Annotated in this window: 13 protein-coding genes; 8 read left to right on the forward strand and 5 right to left on the reverse strand. The window is 45.1% G+C overall.

Annotation, left to right across the window (positions count from 1 at the left end):
* Positions 1 to 178: 178 nt before the first annotated feature.
* Positions 179 to 1,561 (forward strand): DUF1329 domain-containing protein, encoded by a 1,383-nt coding sequence (locus tag A3763_RS21825; RefSeq protein WP_068506933.1) that lies wholly within the window; start codon positions 179 to 181, stop codon positions 1,559 to 1,561.
* 77 nt (positions 1,562 to 1,638) lie between these two features.
* On the opposite strand, the gene A3763_RS21830 is transcribed toward A3763_RS21825, so the two are convergent.
* Both A3763_RS21830 and A3763_RS21835 read right to left on the reverse strand, forming a co-directional pair.
* The gene (locus A3763_RS21830; protein ID WP_068506932.1) at positions 1,639 to 3,657 is read right to left on the reverse strand and encodes an ATP-binding protein; all 2,019 of its coding nucleotides are present in this window, start codon (positions 3,655 to 3,657) and stop codon (positions 1,639 to 1,641) included.
* Positions 3,657 to 4,352 (reverse strand): response regulator transcription factor, encoded by a 696-nt coding sequence (locus A3763_RS21835; RefSeq protein ID WP_068506930.1) that lies wholly within the window; start codon positions 4,350 to 4,352, stop codon positions 3,657 to 3,659. Before A3763_RS21835 ends, A3763_RS21830 begins: the two co-directional genes overlap by 1 nt.
* A gap of 294 nt (positions 4,353 to 4,646) precedes the next feature.
* Here A3763_RS21835 and A3763_RS21840 point away from each other — a divergent pair, with 294 nt between their 5' ends.
* The 3 genes from A3763_RS21840 to A3763_RS21850 all read left to right on the forward strand — a co-directional run bounded on the left by A3763_RS21840 (position 4,647) and on the right by A3763_RS21850 (position 8,406).
* Positions 4,647 to 5,528 carry an OmpA family protein gene (locus A3763_RS21840; protein ID WP_068554790.1) on the forward strand — a complete coding sequence of 294 codons (882 nt, stop codon included), beginning with the start codon at positions 4,647 to 4,649 and terminating at the stop codon, positions 5,526 to 5,528.
* A gap of 101 nt (positions 5,529 to 5,629) precedes the next feature.
* Positions 5,630 to 7,819 carry a marine proteobacterial sortase target protein gene (locus A3763_RS21845; RefSeq protein WP_197483038.1) on the forward strand — a complete coding sequence of 730 codons (2,190 nt, stop codon included), beginning with the start codon at positions 5,630 to 5,632 and terminating at the stop codon, positions 7,817 to 7,819.
* Positions 7,813 to 8,406: a class GN sortase gene (locus A3763_RS21850; protein WP_068634159.1), complete on the forward strand. Its 594-nt coding sequence runs from the start codon at positions 7,813 to 7,815 to the stop codon at positions 8,404 to 8,406. The genes A3763_RS21845 and A3763_RS21850 overlap by 7 nt, the downstream gene beginning before the upstream one ends.
* A gap of 20 nt (positions 8,407 to 8,426) precedes the next feature.
* Here the strand turns inward: A3763_RS21850 and A3763_RS21855 are convergent, their stop codons facing one another.
* A complete protein-coding gene (locus A3763_RS21855; RefSeq protein WP_068553479.1) occupies positions 8,427 to 9,446 on the reverse strand; it encodes a putative solute-binding protein in 1,020 nt (339 codons plus the stop codon).
* Between the two features lie 213 nt (positions 9,447 to 9,659).
* Here A3763_RS21855 and A3763_RS21860 point away from each other — a divergent pair, with 213 nt between their 5' ends.
* Together A3763_RS21860 and ccoG are read left to right on the forward strand one after the other, a co-directional pair.
* Positions 9,660 to 11,105: a sigma-54-dependent Fis family transcriptional regulator gene (locus tag A3763_RS21860; RefSeq protein ID WP_231872287.1), complete on the forward strand. Its 1,446-nt coding sequence runs from the start codon at positions 9,660 to 9,662 to the stop codon at positions 11,103 to 11,105.
* A 211-nt stretch (positions 11,106 to 11,316) separates the two neighbouring features.
* Entirely contained in the window at positions 11,317 to 12,789 is a 1,473-nt protein-coding gene (gene ccoG / locus A3763_RS21865) for a cytochrome c oxidase accessory protein CcoG (RefSeq protein ID WP_231872288.1), read from the forward strand.
* Between the two features lie 118 nt (positions 12,790 to 12,907).
* Here the strand turns inward: ccoG and A3763_RS21870 are convergent, their stop codons facing one another.
* Entirely contained in the window at positions 12,908 to 13,285 is a 378-nt protein-coding gene (locus A3763_RS21870; protein ID WP_068553478.1) for a PilZ domain-containing protein, read from the reverse strand.
* A 229-nt stretch (positions 13,286 to 13,514) separates the two neighbouring features.
* Between A3763_RS21870 and A3763_RS30230 the strand changes: the two genes are divergently transcribed.
* Complete coding sequence (locus tag A3763_RS30230) at positions 13,515 to 13,730, forward strand: CBS domain-containing protein (protein ID WP_197475903.1); 216 nt, start codon at positions 13,515 to 13,517, stop codon at positions 13,728 to 13,730.
* Positions 13,640 to 14,623 (forward strand): sphingomyelin phosphodiesterase, encoded by a 984-nt coding sequence (locus A3763_RS21875; protein WP_068553477.1) that lies wholly within the window; start codon positions 13,640 to 13,642, stop codon positions 14,621 to 14,623. The genes A3763_RS30230 and A3763_RS21875 overlap by 91 nt, the downstream gene beginning before the upstream one ends.
* 610 nt (positions 14,624 to 15,233) lie before the next feature.
* Here the strand turns inward: A3763_RS21875 and A3763_RS29905 are convergent.
* Complete coding sequence (locus A3763_RS29905; RefSeq protein ID WP_255374950.1) at positions 15,234 to 15,362, reverse strand: hypothetical protein; 129 nt, start codon at positions 15,360 to 15,362, stop codon at positions 15,234 to 15,236.
* Between the last annotated feature and the right edge of the window lie 407 nt (positions 15,363 to 15,769).

Genomic DNA, 15,769 nt, shown 5'->3' on the forward strand with positions numbered 1-15,769 from the left:
GTGTTGATATAAATATTCACTCAGGTTTAAAACAGTGGGTTGGGAAAATAAGGTTTTCCTTCCTATACTAATTAGTTCCGGCTTGCTCCATTAGTATGCTTTGAGTTTATCAAGCTTCGCTATTGCCGTTGTTCAAGTAATTTATAAAGCCTCAAATTAAGCAGGTAAGGTGTAGAATATGAATGGAAAATCCTTATCTTTCTTAGGTTTAACTGTTATAGCCATGCTGTCCTTTAATGCGCAAGCAAAAGTTTCTTCGGAGGCCGCAGCTGAATTAGGCGTATCTTTGACTCCTTTTGGCTCAGTTAAAGAAAGTAATCAATACAAAACAATTCCTGCTTGGGATGGTGGTATTACCGAGGTGCCAGATGGGTTTAAGGGCAACGGTTTTCCTCATGTCGACCCCTTCGCCGACGATGAAATTAAGTTCTCGATCGACCAGAGCAATTACAAAGACTACAAGAAAAAGCTGACTCCAGGTCAGTATAAAATGTTTGAGACTTACCCAGAGACTTTTAAAATAAACGTTTATCCTACTCATCGCTCACACTCCTTGCCAGAGTGGGTCAGCAAGAATACGCGTAAGAATGCCCTTACCTCAGAGCTTCTCGATAATGGCCAGGGCTTCGAAAATGCTTTTGGTGGCGTGCCATTTCCAATTTTGCATGGCAGCAGTGATGACAAGGCTTTACAGGTTATGTGGAACCATTTGACGCGCTGGAGAGGTGTTTTTCTCACCAAAAGTGCAACGGAAGTGGCGGTTCAGCGAAATGGTGCATTCACACCGATTACGAAGCAATACGAAATATTATTCAATTTCCATAAACCTAATGGGAGTTTTAAGAAGCTAAACAATATTCTTTTCTACTTTCTTGCGTTTAATAAAGCGCCCGCGCGTTTAGCGGGTGGCGCTTTGTTAGTGCACGAAACTCTTGATCAGATAAAAGAGGAGCGTCAGGTGTGGGATTATAGTTCTGGTCAGCGCAGAGTTAGGCGGGCACCGAACTTAGCTTACGATTCACCGATTGCATCATCAGATAACACACGAACTGCTGACGATACGGATATGTATAACGGTGCTCCCGATCGTTATAACTGGGAGTATGTTGGTTTGAAAGAATATTTTATCCCATATAATAATTATAAGGTTGACGCTGAAGGGGTGGAGTATGCAGACCTGGTTTTAGCGGGGCACCTCAACCCTGAGTATATTCGCTGGGAGTTGCATCGAGTACACGTGGTGAAAGCGAAACTAAAGAAGGGGGTTCGTCATGTCTATAAAGAACGAGTGTACTATGTTGATGAAGATAGCTGGGGTATCTCATTGGTTGATCAGTATGATAAGTATGATGAGCTATGGCGTGTGAGTATGGCGCTAATGAAAAACTATTATGAGCTTCCCGGTACAGCGGCGAGCGTGAATGTTTATCATGATTTACGATCGCAAAGATATAGTGCCAACGGTCTGTCTTCAGAAGAGAAGCGTGCGGTAGTTTTTGATGACGAAGCACCGAGTTCACGTCATTTCAAGCCGGCTTCACTGCGTCGTCGTGCTCGTTGAGTTCAATAAATAGATAGCTCTTTTTGAGGCGGCTCGACATTGCGCTTAGCTTTATAGTTATTTAGGTAACTATAAAGCTATAGCTTTCTGAATATCAGGGTGAACACGACACCTGTTTCATCTTTACGGTTTCTGACCTTGAGCGTTGCTCGATGGTGATCGGCAATGATTCTGGCGACATGAAGCCCAAGCCCAAGATGTACTTCACCACCCTCCGAACGTGTAGAAGTCATTGGCGCAAAGAGTTCATTCATTTTTCCTTCGGTAATCGTTGGCCCATCATTCTCGACCTCAATCAAGGTTTCTAAGTCGTTATCGATCAAGCGAAGGCATACCTTGCCGTCATCTGAACAAAAACCAAAGGCGTTATCCAGAAGTTTATCGAGTAGTTGTTCGAGCCTAGAGCTTTCCGCCATCACCCACACCACTTTATTGGGTTGTTCGGTTCGTAGGCCCTCCCAGGATGAGCAGTAATCTTCTAAAAACTCGCTTAGGTTCAGGCTTGCTAAATGTTCATTTTGCAATGCATTTTCAAGGCTAGCCGCTTCAGTGAGCTGTTGTGAGATCTTGCTTATTTGATCAACCCCGGCATCGAGTTTTTTAACATAAGTATTATCTTTTAGTTCAGGCCTGTCATCGATTAGGTTCTCTAGCGAGGTTCTGAGCTTGTTAAGTGGGTTGGAAATCTCGTGGCGAAGTGTTTGTGGCATGCGTTCTAAAAACTGCGTATAGGATTGTTGCTGCTTAAGCAAGCTGCTGATGCTGCGTGACAAGTCCCCCAATTCATCGGGTGCTGTTTTACTAGAGATATTGTCAGTGCTGATGATTCGGCCTTGCCCGTCAATAGCATTGTGGGCACTGTGGCTTAATTTGGTGATGCGTTGGGCCAGAATGAGGGCATAGATAAACATCAGTGCGATGATCAGGGCAATGATAGCGCCGGTTTTAATTGCAATAGCTTGTAGTCTGGTTTTGTGTTGTTCAAGTACATGGCTGGCAGCTTCATCGATGACGACTAGGCCTATGGCTTTATTATCCTTAATGATTGGGTAACAGGTCGTTATTCTGGAGTCCGGAGCGTCGCCTTTCATATGCTGGTATTGCTGAACGCTACCCTTCAAGGCATTGTTTAGGCAGTCTTGATCAAGTTCAAAGCCGCCTTTGTCTCTTGCTGCAAAGGCCCACTCGCGGCCCCGGCGGTCGTAGATGCCTAAATGCGCGTAGTTGGACTTCAGCTGGTCAATGACTCGCTGTAGCTCTCTTGCATGAAGTTCTAGAGGGTTAAATTGACCTGCCAACTCAGACGGTAGTGTCGAGATAATTGCCTTGGGACCAAGGGAGGGCTGCTGGTCGACATCGACAACTGCAATATGCAGTTCTGCTCCTTGGGTATCTAATTGGCTTAGGGGAAGGCGAAATTCAACAACATAGCCTGACTCAGAACGTCGCCAAAAGCCTTGAATGCCTGTCTGGTGACTTTCGATCTCAGTACTGGGTGCGATACCGTATTCCCATTCATGATTACTGAAGTAACTCGCTAAGGGGCCTTCATGTTCAGCAGGAAGAATGATGCGTTCAATATGGCCTTCTGGTGCGCGATAACTTAAGCGAATATGATCACTATAATCGAGCCGAAGGTGGTTGCGGCGATAACTGACTAGTTCGTCAGTGACGGCGATAGCTGCGTAAAGGTAATGCTGGGTTTGAGCCAGTTGTAAGGTAAAAGCCGCTTCAGGAGAATCTGTCGTATTGGTTTGTCTATAGCGCTTATCATAGGCAAGGCGAGATGATTCAACCAGCTTTTCTGGCCAATCACTTAGCTCGCCATCCAGTCGCAATGATGTCTGTAAAACCGGTGCTGCCAAGGCGTGCTTATGGAGCTCACTGCTTTCGTTCGCTGCAAGCAGGGTGGGAATATCTTTTTGAGTGGCGAGTAAATTGGTAGCGATGGCTTTGGCTTCAATCTCTTGAATATGGGCCTGAGTACTCAAACTTGCTTCTTTGATCTGTTGCCAATAATTATAAGCAACGAGTGGAATGGCTAACATAGCCAAACTGAGCACCGCGACTTGAGCTTTTATTCCGAAGCCAGGCATTAGCTTTGTTCCCAGCGATAGCCGAAGCCCGGTTTGTTGCGAATATGCTTAAACTCAACCTTTGTTGCATTAAACTTTTTGCGGATATTTTTAATATGGCTGTTAATGGTACCGTTAGTAACGAGGCGCTGCATGGTGCTTTCTGCCAAAGCTTGGTAATCAATACCTTCTGAGCCAGCTTGATAAATTGCATAAAACAGACGGAACTCTGTTAGCGTTAAAGGAATAGATTGCCCATGCCAGGATACATAAGACTTTTCTTCATCAATCGATAGTTCAGAGCTTGAGCTGGAGGTTGAAGGCTCAATGGTTTCTATGCGCGCTTGGTGAATGCGCTGTAGGCTTTTAATTCGTTCAGCTAGCAGTGCTAACGAAATTGGCTTGGTTTGATAGTCCCAAGCGCCAAGGCGCAAACCGAACACCTGGTCAATTTCATCAGAACGCTCACTTAGGAATATAACGGGTAGTTTACTCCCGCCATCAATCAGGCGTCGGCAGATGGTAAAACCTCCATCTTCATCTTCGCCCAGTACCACATCGAGTAATACCATATCGGGTGGATTATTCTTTATACCGTTTAAGGCATCCTCAACATTGTCGTAGCAGCTTGTGCTAAAGCCTTTGCGCTTCAATGAGTCGGCGTAATTTTGTTGCTGGTCGATATCATCTTCAACGATCGCAATGTGGTAGGACATTCTGCAGCTTTCCTAAAGGGCTTATAGATAAAACCAGAGTGCTTACTATAACGCAGAATGGATGATTTTTACGCCACGAAGTGACGATCTCCATAACTTCTCCATGACAGCCCTGCTTTATCCAGAGAGTCAAAGCGAAGCTAAGCTTTCTCTCCTTTACTCGCCTTTTTCTTCCAGAGCGCTTCATAAGCTCTCCATTACCTAAATACGGCAAATTGTTTCAATAGTCTCATCGATACGGCAAGCACTCAGGTGCCAGATATCGTTTCTTAAATAGATTAAGTGGAGATCACTATGAAGCAAATAATGAATAAATCGAAAATCGCCAGCCTGGTATTGCTCGCTAGTATGAGTTCAGCGCCTTTTGCTAATGAACTGGCAGAACAAACGAGTGCAGAAAGTAATGAGTCAACCTATTGGGGGCTGGGCATTGGCTCTGTCTTAGGCGGCATTATTGCAGGCCCTCCGGGTATTGCTATAGGTGCTAGCTTAGGTGGTGCTTTTGGTTGGGGGCAAGATCAGCACGAGGCGCTTGAAGAGGCTCAGGAACAGTTGCACGAACAGGCGAACTTAGTGACGTCTAGCTCCAATGACTTGAACACAGAGATGGAAAAGCTAAGAGCAACCAGGGCTAAGTTAGGTGAGCTAAAGCGTCGTCATCACCATCAAACTGAAAAGTTAAATGACTTACAAGCTGAGTTGGCGAGCAAGGTTCAAACCTTAGAACAGAGCGATTTGTCGAATCTTTTGAGTGCCTATACCCAAGAGATCTACTTTGAAAAAGGCCAAGCGCGTGTCCCCTCATATGTTAGCGATCGTATTTCCAGTATGGCGGAGTTCTTACAGCGCTATCCTCATCTACAGATAACTTTGACAGGCTTTAGCGACCAAAGTGGCCCAGCGATATTCAACCAAGAACTATCCCGTGAGAGAGCTCAGGGCGTGAAAGATGCTTTGCTCGCTCAAGGTATCTCAGCAGAACGCATTGTGATTAAGTCAGTCGGTGAAAGCATGGCTCATGTGGCTGAAGGTGATGAGGGCAACGCAATTTTAGATCGTCGTGTAGCAATCGAGTTCGGCCAAGATAGCCCGCAAGAAATAATTTCAACAAAAGAGGAGCCAATAGAACCTTCGCAAGTGATTGAAAGCACGTCACTTGCAGAATTAAGTCAGTGAAAGTTCTTATTTGAATGCAGCTAAATGCCATGGCGACCTTATGTGTCGCTATGGCGTGAATAATGTTTTTGATCAACGGACTTTACTTAGTTGGAGGTCATATGCGAGCTCTAGAGAATAAACACTATCTCGATAATTCATGCTCTATTTTTAGAACCCGAGGCTGGCGTAGCGTGGCAGAAGTTTGTGCTTTGAGTTTTGTTTTTTATCTTTGGATGTTATCCCAGAGTGTCTTGGCGTCTGAGCATGACGCTAGCAAAAGCTACAGCTCTTTATGGTTGAGCCCTATAGAAGGGCAAGAGGCAGAAGCGCTAACAGAGCAAGAACAAGAGGATTTCTCGGCTCTGCAGCTGAGGACTCATGTCAGTATTCAGGTCGTGGGGCCGATATCTCGAGTGAGCGTTAAACAAGAATTTTATAACCCCAGTGATTTATGGGTGGAAGGCGAATATAGCTATCCCTTACCCGAGACCGCTGCAGTTGACCAACTAAGATTGCATATTGGTGACAGAGTGGTCGAAGGACAGGTTCAGGAAAAAAAGCAGGCAGCTAAAACCTTTGCCAAGGCTCGCAAAGAGGGAAAAAAGGCCAGCCTCTTATCGCATCGTCGAAGTAATCGATTTCGAACTCAGCTCACTAATATCGGGCCAAATGAAAGTGTCACGGTAGAGTTCGAGTATCAACAATGGCTAGATTATAAAGCTGGGCAATACGATTTGCGCTTCCCCATGGTTTCAACACCTACATATACATCAACAGTCGAGGAGGGCAGTCGCGCTAGTCTGCAAAAGGGCTTTGTCTTCCCAGAAAACCATTATCGACGCTTGGCAGAGAAAGCCGGCAACCCGCTAAGTGTTACGCTGGATATCGATGCTGGCATTCCTATCAATGCGCCAGAGAGTAATAGTCATCAAGTGAGAATTAACAAGATTGATTCAAGCAGATACCAAATTGTGCTAACAGGGAAGGCAGAGCTTTCCAATAGAGACTTTCTAATAAGCTGGCAACCAGAGGCCGCATCGCAATCCACTGTGACGGTGTTGCACGAGCCAAGTTCTGATGACAGCGGTGAAGACCAGTACGGCTTATTGATGGTGATGCCGCCCCAGGAGAAATTCGCTGAGGATGACTCTCAAGATCGAAATCTGGTTTTGGTGCTGGATGTTTCGGGTAGTATGCAGGGTGCTTCGATACAACAGGCTAAAGCGGCCATGTTAAAAGCGCTCGACCAGCTAGAAGAAGATGACTTCTTTAACCTGATCTGGTTTAACAATCGTGCTATGTCTTTGTTTCCTATCAGTCAGCAAGCTTCTGCTCGTAACTTATCAATCGCAAGACACAAAGTGAATCAGCTCAATGCGAATGGTGGTACTAACATGCTACCAGCCTTGAATATCGCGCTTCAAAGTTCTGAGGAATCTCTGTCGACACTTCGGCAAGTTGTCTTTATCACCGACGGTGCTGTCAGCAACGAAGCGGAACTGTTTACCATGATCCGGCAAGAGCTTGGCCATAGTCGTTTGTTTACGGTGGGTATAGGGTCTGCCCCGAACAGCTACTTTATGCGCAAGGCAGCACAGGCCGGTCGTGGTTCTTTTACTTACATTTCTCAGCCAGAGAGTGTTGAAGATCGGATAAGCGAGTTATTTACTCGCCTGGCAGCACCCGCCCTAAGTGATGTGTCGATAGACTTCCAGGGTTATGAGGTCGAGATGCTTCCGAGCCCCTTACCCGATGTCTACGCAGGTGAGCCTTTGTATGCAGCATTTAGAGCAGAGCATATGCCTGAATATGCGACGCTGTCCGGGAAAATTGCCGGACGCGATGTCTATATGCGGCTATCGCTACAGAGGCAGTTTTTAGAGGCTGATATAGCGGATGCTAGACAAAAAGGTATCGCCATCGAGTGGGCGCGAAGAAAGATTGAGCATTTACTAACGCTCTATCGTGAGTCTGAACCTGAGCATAAAGCGCTCTTGCAGAAAGAGATGACTGACTTGGCACTTGAGCATCGTCTGGTGAGTAAGTTTACCAGTCTGGTTGCTGTAGATGTTACTCCACAAAGGTCAGGTGTGGCGATGGAACATCAAAAGATTCCCGCTAATCTTCCAGAAGGCTGGGCACAGGGCAAGCTTGCGGGGCTTAACAGGGCGCAAACGCTACGACTCGCGCAGACCTCTAGTGGTCTTTGGTTTCAGCTTTATGTCGGCTTGGTGGCGCTTTTGTTGGTGACGGTGTTGTTATATCTATCGAAAGGCATGACTAAGCGAAAAGGGAAGGCGCTATGCTAAAGAAATCTTTACTGTTTGTATTGCTAATCGCCCTATCGCTCACGGCAATTGTTCAGCTTGGTAGTGGTGCCAAAATAGCGGCTAAAGCCTGGTTAAGTCAGTATTTGATCGAACAGGCTTGGTCGCGAACTTTGCTAGGCGAAGAGCGAGTTCGCCCCTGGCCCTGGGCTGACACCTGGCCGGTTGCAGAGCTAAGTGTGCCCAGCCTTGGTGTTCAACAAGTCGTACTTCATGGTGATAGCGGGCGAGTATTAGCGTTTGGGCCGGGTATGAATGATTATGTCGATGGTGGCCTGGGTTTAGATTTTAGTATTTTGAGTGGCCATCGAGACACCCATTTCAGGTTTTTAAAAGATCTGAAGTTAAATGATGTGTTTGTGATTACAACTGCAGATGGCAAGCGCAGTGACTATCAAATTATTAATACGGAGGTGGTTAACCAGAATTGGTTACTCCCGGAATTGGAGCCATCGGTTGAGAATTTGATGATACTCGCGACTTGCTACCCGTTTGATACCTTAACAGCCGGGGCTGAAGAGCGGTTTTTAGTTTTTGCGATACCGCTTAAGAATAGGCCCGTTAGCTAGTGCCTCAAACGAATGGGAGCTTACTCCTTATCTTTGGATGTACACTCCGCCAAGCTGGCATCCATCTTACAGCGGATCTTTCTAAACAAGGTGAGGGCTTTGCGGTTATAAACGCCTTCTTCTCGTAGCGCAATGCGGCTTTTTCTAAAGAACTCGTTCCATTTGTCTTTGGTTTCTTGGGAAATATTGATCCAGTACTTTTTAGGAATGGTTTGCTCGCTTTCTACAATTTTTTTAATTTGAGCCGGGTACTTATTTGTCATCAGGTCACGAGATTTCTGACCAAAGCCCTCAGGTACTTTTTTCCAGCGAAGGATCAGTTGCATGGTTATTTGTAGCTTTGGCCAATTAATGATGCCTCCATTCGGCGCGAGGCCTTTGTACATCTCCATTGGTTCATATGCCAGGGCAGGTGCTCCGGTGACATCGACGGCGCGGTTGTTAAATTTTTGCAGGGCATTACGAATGCCAGATGCGACGGGTGTCATACCTATTCGAGTTGCGATATGTGCGGTCTCCGGGGCGTTATCGAGCACGGTAATACGCTTTCCTGACAGGTCTTTCGGGGCATGAATGTTCTTATCATTTACAAATAAGAATACAGCGCCAATGGGCGCAATACCGACGATTTCGTAATCCCCTTTGCGCATAATCTTTGCACCTCTCGGGCTGCTTATCGATTTAATAGCCATGCCTAGATGTTCATAGGTTGGCAGCGCGCCTAAAGCGTTTAGAGAGCCGGTAAAATCATTGTATTCACGTGCCCGAATGCCTGGCAGGTTGAGCATGTCGCATACGCCATTTTTGAATTCTTCTGAGGCGACCCGGTCATCGGTATAGAGCTTGAATGAAAGGTCAACACCCCAGCGAACCGCGTCAATCTTGTACTCTTTCATTTCTTTATGGATGGGGCCATCGTTGCCGACGAAGTCAAACACGCACATCGTTAGTGGTTTCAATTCATTGCTTTGCGTGACGGTCGCAAGGAATGTTGATGAGAGTAATAATACGAAGGAAAGCGGTGCATGGAAATAGCGCATAGAGCTCTAGCCTCTGTCGTTGTTATTTTACTACTGACTATCTTGCTTATAACTACTTTGTTTATAGCTGTTTTTTAATAACTATGAGCGTATCAGGCTTGCTAGAGGCGAGCCTTGCTTTAGATCAATTGAGCTTTATTGAGTGGACTGAAGACGGCTGGCTTGAATTGGGTTAACCTAAGCTTTCTACTTGAGCAAGTTGAGAGGCTAGTTATGGCATTCACCGAAATGTCTAATGAATCGGATGCACTGAAAAAACGCTACGAGCTTATCCTGACGTCTATTGGTGAAGGTGTTTACGGTCTTGATAAAAACGGTTTAACCACTTTCGTGAATCCAGCCGCCGAACGAATGACCGGGTGGCTGGAAGAAGACCTTATTGGCAAAATAGTTCATGAGTTTCATCATCATTCCCATGAAGATGGTCGTCATTACCCAGTGCATACTTGCCCTGTCTATCAAACAGTAAAAGACGGTGTTCAGCGTGAAGTCGATAATGAGGTTTTTTGGCGCAAAGACGGTTCGCAGTTTCCTGTAGAGTATATCGCAACAGCTATTGAGCATGAGGGTGAGATAGTCGGTGCTGTGATTGTGTTTAAGGATATCTCGGAACGGAAACGCTCAGAGCGGGAGTTAAAGTCTGCGCTGCGTCAGGTAGAAGAATTGAAGGAGCAATTACAGGCCGAGAATCGCTACCTGATGGATGAGATCCAGTCTCAGCATAACTACGCCAAGGTGATTGGCCAGGGGCCTGCTCTTGATCAGATTCATACGCAGATCGAGCATGTTGCACCCACCGACTCGTCTGTATTAATTCAAGGGGAAAGCGGCACGGGTAAAGAGTTGATCGCGAGGTCTATTCACGGCGCTAGCCGTCGTCGAGACCGTCCTTTAGTAAAAGTTAACTGTGGTGCTATTGCGCCGAACCTGGTTGAAAGCGAGTTGTTTGGCCATGAAAAAGGGGCCTTTACTGGCGCAGTGAAACAGCGCATTGGCCGTTTTGAATTGGCTGATGGCGGTACAATTTTTCTTGATGAGGTGGGCGAGCTGCCTTTGGATATTCAAGTAAAATTGCTAAGGGTTCTCCAGGAGGGAGAGTTTGAACGCTTAGGCAGTAGTGAAACTTTGCATGTTGATGTTCGGGTTATCGCCGCGACCAATCGTAATATGGCTGATATGCTAGAGCAGGGTGAATTTCGTAATGACCTGTATTATCGGCTTAGCGTTTTTCCTATTCAGGCACCTAGTTTACGCCAGCGAAAAGAGGACATTCCTTTACTTGTAGAGCATATTCTGAATGCTCTGAATTTAAGGTTAGCAAAAAATTTCACGCATATTTCCCCAGCGGCCTTACAGCAGTTGTGTGATTATGATTGGCCTGGCAATATCAGAGAGCTTCAAAACGTCATCGAGCGGGCTGCGATTGTTTGTACGCCACCTATTCTTGATGTTGCCCCCATCCCTTCTGCACCTAAAAAACGAAGAAACTCCCATGCAGCCGTCTTGGTGACGCTTAAAGAGGCGGAAGCAAACCATATTAAAGAGGCGCTGAGACAGACTGGCGGTATGATAGCGGGAAAGCAAGGAGCTGCTGAATTGCTTGATTTGCCACCAAGTACCCTTCGTTCCAAGATGAAAAAGCTTGGTGTTAGTGCTTAAGGTTTAGTTTTTCTAAATTTAAATGTGGGCGCGATATATCGCTTTATGGCGAAATATCGTGTCTTAATGTCGTTTTTTAATCCTTCTTTTGAACACCTGTTCCTCTGTAAATTTTTAATAAAAACAAAGCTTTATTTGTTTTTTAGGTGCTTGGCCTAAGTGTTGCAATAGTTTTCTTAAATTGAACTATAAATTCTCTAAAGTGTTTTGATTGTCAGTAATTAATCAGCCTGAAGAGAGGCAAACAAAAGGTAGCTATATGACTTCAACTATCCCGGTTGTGGATGTCTCTGATAGTGAAGCGAAACAGAAAGATAAGACTGTCGAACATGAGCTTTATGCTTCGCGTGAAAAGATTTATGTTCGAAAGATCACCGGTTTTTTCCAAACAGTGCGTAAGCGTTCGCTTACCTTGCTGTTAGCAATGTACTTTGTTCTAGCTTGGGTAAATTATGATGGCAAACCGCTTATCTTGTTTGATTTGAGTGAGCGTAAATTTCATTTATTTGGTGCCGTCTTCTGGCCTCAGGACTTTACCTTACTGGCTTTTGCATTAATTATTTGCGCCTTTGGTCTGTTCTTTATTACCTCTCTTTTTGGTCGTGTTTGGTGTGGCTATAGTTGCCCGCAAACGGTTTGGTCATTTATGTTTATGTGGCTTGAGGATTTGTTTGAAGGAAGCCGAAACAAGCGAATCAAGTTGGATAAAAACAAGTGGGATCTTGAAAAACTGATTAAGAAAAGCGCTAAGCACTTAAGCTGGCTGGCATTAGCTTTTGCGACCGGGCTTACCTTTGTTGGTTATTTTTATCCGATTAGAGAATTGATTGCTGATGTTTTTACGCTGTCTGTTGTCAGCGGGTGGGCGATATTCTGGGTTGGCTTTTTTACGGTAGCAACCTACATCAATGCTGGTTGGATGCGTGAGCAAGTGTGTATCTATATGTGCCCTTATGCACGCTTTCAGTCCGTAATGTTTAATGAGAATACCATGATCGTCGGCTACGACAAGGCGCGCGGAGAACCGAGAGGCAAGCCTTCTCGGGCGCAGCCAAAGTCGAGCCTGGGAGCCTGTGTCGACTGCAGTTTATGTGTGCAGGTTTGCCCGACCGGTATCGATATTCGTGATGGTCTTCAGTATGAATGCATTGGCTGTGCCTTGTGTGTGGATGCTTGCGACAGTGTGATGAACAAGCTTAAGTATGAGACCGGGCTAATTCGCTACGCTTCTGAAAAAGAATTTGAACAAGGTGAGCGCCCGAAAATGATTGATAGCCGTTCAATAGGCTATGGTGTTCTGATGCTGGTGGTTGTTGGGGTGTTCTCATCCTTCCTGATCACTCGGCCTTTAGCTGAGCTTTCAGTGTTAAGGGATCGGGGTGCATTATATTACGAAAACGGTATGGGGATGATTGAGAATAACTACACCTTGAAACTGGTGAATAAGCTTGAGACGCCAGTGAGCTACCGCCTGTCAGTTGAAGGTGATATCGCGCTGAATATGTCAGTGAACACAGTGGAAGCGGGGCCAGGAGAGTTAAAGGAAGTGCCTGTAACTGTTGAAGTATCACCCGATGTAATTAAGACGGCTAACAATGCCATCACTTTTAAGGTTCAGTCTGCATCGAATCCTGATTTGCATGCTGATGCTAGCAGTAAGTTTTTAGGGCCGGTTGCTTATTAATGAGTGACTACCTCCTTTTCAAGAGGCAAGTTGTTCCTGGTTGTGAGTGAACTTGTAATGCCTCTTTTCGTGCTTATTGAACCTGTGGCGGGTCAATAAGCACGCTTTTTTTTGCTTTCTAAGATGCGAGCTTGTCGAGTTTTTGCTCCATTTCAAGTAGAGCGGTGATGAGAGTTTGGCCTTGAGCATTGCTTTCAACAAAGCGTAATCCACAACGAAACCCTTCATCACTTGTTGCGCGATTACAAACAAAACCTTCTACATTTACCTCATGGCCTGACTGGTCAGACAGCATCAAGCTCAATGTATCGCCAACTCTAAAACTATGGTCACTGCATAGGGCGAGACCATATCGATTAAAGTCGACTATGTTCAATTTATTATTGTCGCTTGGTGCTGAGGATGATTGAGATTTCAAGGTGATAGAAATATTAGATGAATCATAGCGATGACAACGTCTTCGTTCTTGTGCTTGTCGACCAGCTTTCTTATTCATACTTGCCTCTCTATTTGCTTAAACTGTCTGACAATCCCTTGCTTTCAGTTTAGGAGAGAATTTAAGGTTCAGCCACTATCAAGGTCTCTATCAAATGTAAGGTGCTCAAATTGATCCATATCAAACGCTAAGGATTTGACAGTGCCACTTCTGATAGCAGTGAACTATGCTCCTAACAAAACAATCGTATTTAAGTCAGGAGCATTAAATGATTAGTCTTGAAGATATTATGACGACAGAGGTGACCACCCTAAGTAAACATCATTCAGTGTTGGATGCTAGGGAACTTATGAGTAACAAGGGGATTCGCCATATCCCAATTACTGATGCACAAGGGATTGGAATTTCAGCTACATGTGGTTGTCTGCAGAGAACGACCCTTGGCAATATGATCGTGACATTCATACGATTGCACGAGACTTCGATGGCAAGGCCTCTACGCTAGCGTATCGTTCTGAATACGCACGTGTTTCAGGTGATGACATTCACTACGTCATTGATAACGACTTTGAGCTAGAAACGCGCGAAGAGAGCAATAACAACTTCAAGGTTTTGACCTATAACGTTTGGAACCTGCTACCCGGTATTACCTCAAAGAATACACATCCTCGCCTGGATACCATCGCAGAGCTTGTAAAAGGCTACGATGCAGTTGTATTTCAGGAGCTTTTTGACCCGGTTCTGACAGCACATTTTAGAAGCAAGATCAGTGAGGAATATCCTTACCTGACAGACATTCCATTCAAGCTTGGTAAGTTACTGACAGGTGGCTCTTTCATTGCGAGTCGTCACCCGATTATTGATCACGATGATGTTGTCTATGATGCATGTCGAGCAGATGGTTGCTTAGCGTCTAAGGGCATGAACTATGCGAAAATTGATAAGGGTGGGAAAATCTATAACCTGTTTGGAACCCACACGCATGCCTACACGACAGCAGATGATATTGCGGTTCGATTTTCTCAGCTAGCGCAGCTAAAAGGTTTTGTAGATAGCAAGAACATCCCATCAGATCAACCTGTACTGATGGCGGGAGATTTCAACGTCGATAAGGTGAACTTCCCACAAGAGCACGTAGACTTTTTATCGCTTATGAATGCAACAGAACCTACAGCGTTAGGCGAGTACCCTTACTCTTACGCAGGCCCTGTGAATGTTTATGCGGATGATCAATACAATGAGTACTTAGACTATGTGTTGTATTCAAACGAGCATCAAGCGCCAGTTTATTCTCATAACAAGATGCTGACGCCTCGTAGTATTGAATGGGATCACTGGACCACTTGGGACTTGTCAGATCACTACCCTGTAGCGAGTGAGTTTGTATTCGCTGAGTAAGCCACTTTTTCTACCCTAGTTGCGTATTGATACCCACACTGTTTAGTGTGGGTTTTTTTCGTTTTGAGCGAGGCAAAAGACGCACGACTCGCTTTCTCCCGGCTGAGACATCGCGCCGGTATATATCTAATCTCTATTGAGCTTAATCTAAGCCAATTGTGATCTATTGAGGCGTTCTGCTCGTAAATCGTTTTGACCACTATTCCAATGTCTTGTCTTGAACTCTAATGAATCCATATAGGGCAATATGATGAAAGAGCGTAAGTTTCAGGTTAAACCCGGCACACATAAAGGAAATAAGGCGGCGCGCTTACCTTGCCGTGGCTGTACAAAAAACTGTGGAAACTATATGGTTTGTGAAGGCCGTCCATGGAGGACTCTAAGTGACCACAACTAAGTTATCTACCCGACTTTACGATACATCTTATCGAATCGTTGGCATCTTATATCTTGCCTCGGGCCTGTGGTGTGCGATAAATCCCACATTGTCCGCCAGTTTCTTGGGGATAAACTTTCAGAGTGAGATGGGGCTTGCCGAATTCTTTTCTGTCTATGGAGGGCTTCAAGTAGGGATCGGTTGTGCAATGATACTGTCATCATTTTACAAGCCTTACTTGGAAGGCGCCGTCTTTTTCGCAGCGATAGTATCGACAGGGCTAATAGGCTTTAGGTTGATCGCTTTGCCGCTTTTCAGCTCAGACACAAGCTTGTTAGGAATGGCTGTTCTTGAAGCGCTCATTGCTGTGCTGCTTTGGCGGTATTGGTATCTCATGAGGGCTCAGAATATCTTATTGAGATCTAAAATTTCCCGCTAACGGATATCTAAGTTTGTCTGCTTGGAAGGAGGAGCTGAACTCTCGTGATTCCTTATAGTCCGCTAAGTCACCTTTCAGGTGCGCAATTTAGATACGGATAAAACAGCCAGTTTGATCGTTGGCTAAATGATTCAAAATAAGCAAAAGCAACTCTTTCGTATAAACAGATACCGCTAAGTGATGGGCAGATCATAATTGACTTGTTTCATCTGCAGATCATTTGAATTGATTGGTTATTGGCAGGTTTCATATTACATTGCTAACCTTAGAGGATGCCTGAAGCGAAAGGATATCATTTCTTATGAAATATCAAATCATTAAGAATTTGGCT

Source organism: Oleiphilus sp. HI0128 (assembly GCF_001635365.1).

What these genes read in the sequence shown, in the direction of transcription:
- A3763_RS21825 (WP_068506933.1), top strand. Translation starts at nt 179, where the DNA reads ATGAATGGAAAATCCTTATCTTTCTTAGGTTTAACTGTTATAGCCATG.
- A3763_RS21830 (WP_068506932.1), bottom strand. Translation starts at nt 3,657, where the DNA reads ATGCCTGGCTTCGGAATAAAAGCTCAAGTCGCGGTGCTCAGTTTGGCT.
- A3763_RS21835 (WP_068506930.1), bottom strand. Translation starts at nt 4,352, where the DNA reads ATGTCCTACCACATTGCGATCGTTGAAGATGATATCGACCAGCAACAA.
- A3763_RS21840 (WP_068554790.1), top strand. Translation starts at nt 4,647, where the DNA reads ATGAAGCAAATAATGAATAAATCGAAAATCGCCAGCCTGGTATTGCTC.
- A3763_RS21845 (WP_197483038.1), top strand. Translation starts at nt 5,630, where the DNA reads ATGCGAGCTCTAGAGAATAAACACTATCTCGATAATTCATGCTCTATT.
- A3763_RS21850 (WP_068634159.1), top strand. Translation starts at nt 7,813, where the DNA reads ATGCTAAAGAAATCTTTACTGTTTGTATTGCTAATCGCCCTATCGCTC.
- A3763_RS21855 (WP_068553479.1), bottom strand. Translation starts at nt 9,446, where the DNA reads ATGCGCTATTTCCATGCACCGCTTTCCTTCGTATTATTACTCTCATCA.
- A3763_RS21860 (WP_231872287.1), top strand. Translation starts at nt 9,660, where the DNA reads ATGGCATTCACCGAAATGTCTAATGAATCGGATGCACTGAAAAAACGC.
- A3763_RS21870 (WP_068553478.1), bottom strand. Translation starts at nt 13,285, where the DNA reads ATGAATAAGAAAGCTGGTCGACAAGCACAAGAACGAAGACGTTGTCAT.
- A3763_RS30230 (WP_197475903.1), top strand. Translation starts at nt 13,515, where the DNA reads ATGACGACAGAGGTGACCACCCTAAGTAAACATCATTCAGTGTTGGAT.
- A3763_RS21875 (WP_068553477.1), top strand. Translation starts at nt 13,640, where the DNA reads ATGTGGTTGTCTGCAGAGAACGACCCTTGGCAATATGATCGTGACATT.
- A3763_RS29905 (WP_255374950.1), bottom strand. Translation starts at nt 15,362, where the DNA reads ATGAGCGCTTCAAGAACAGCCATTCCTAACAAGCTTGTGTCTGAGCTG.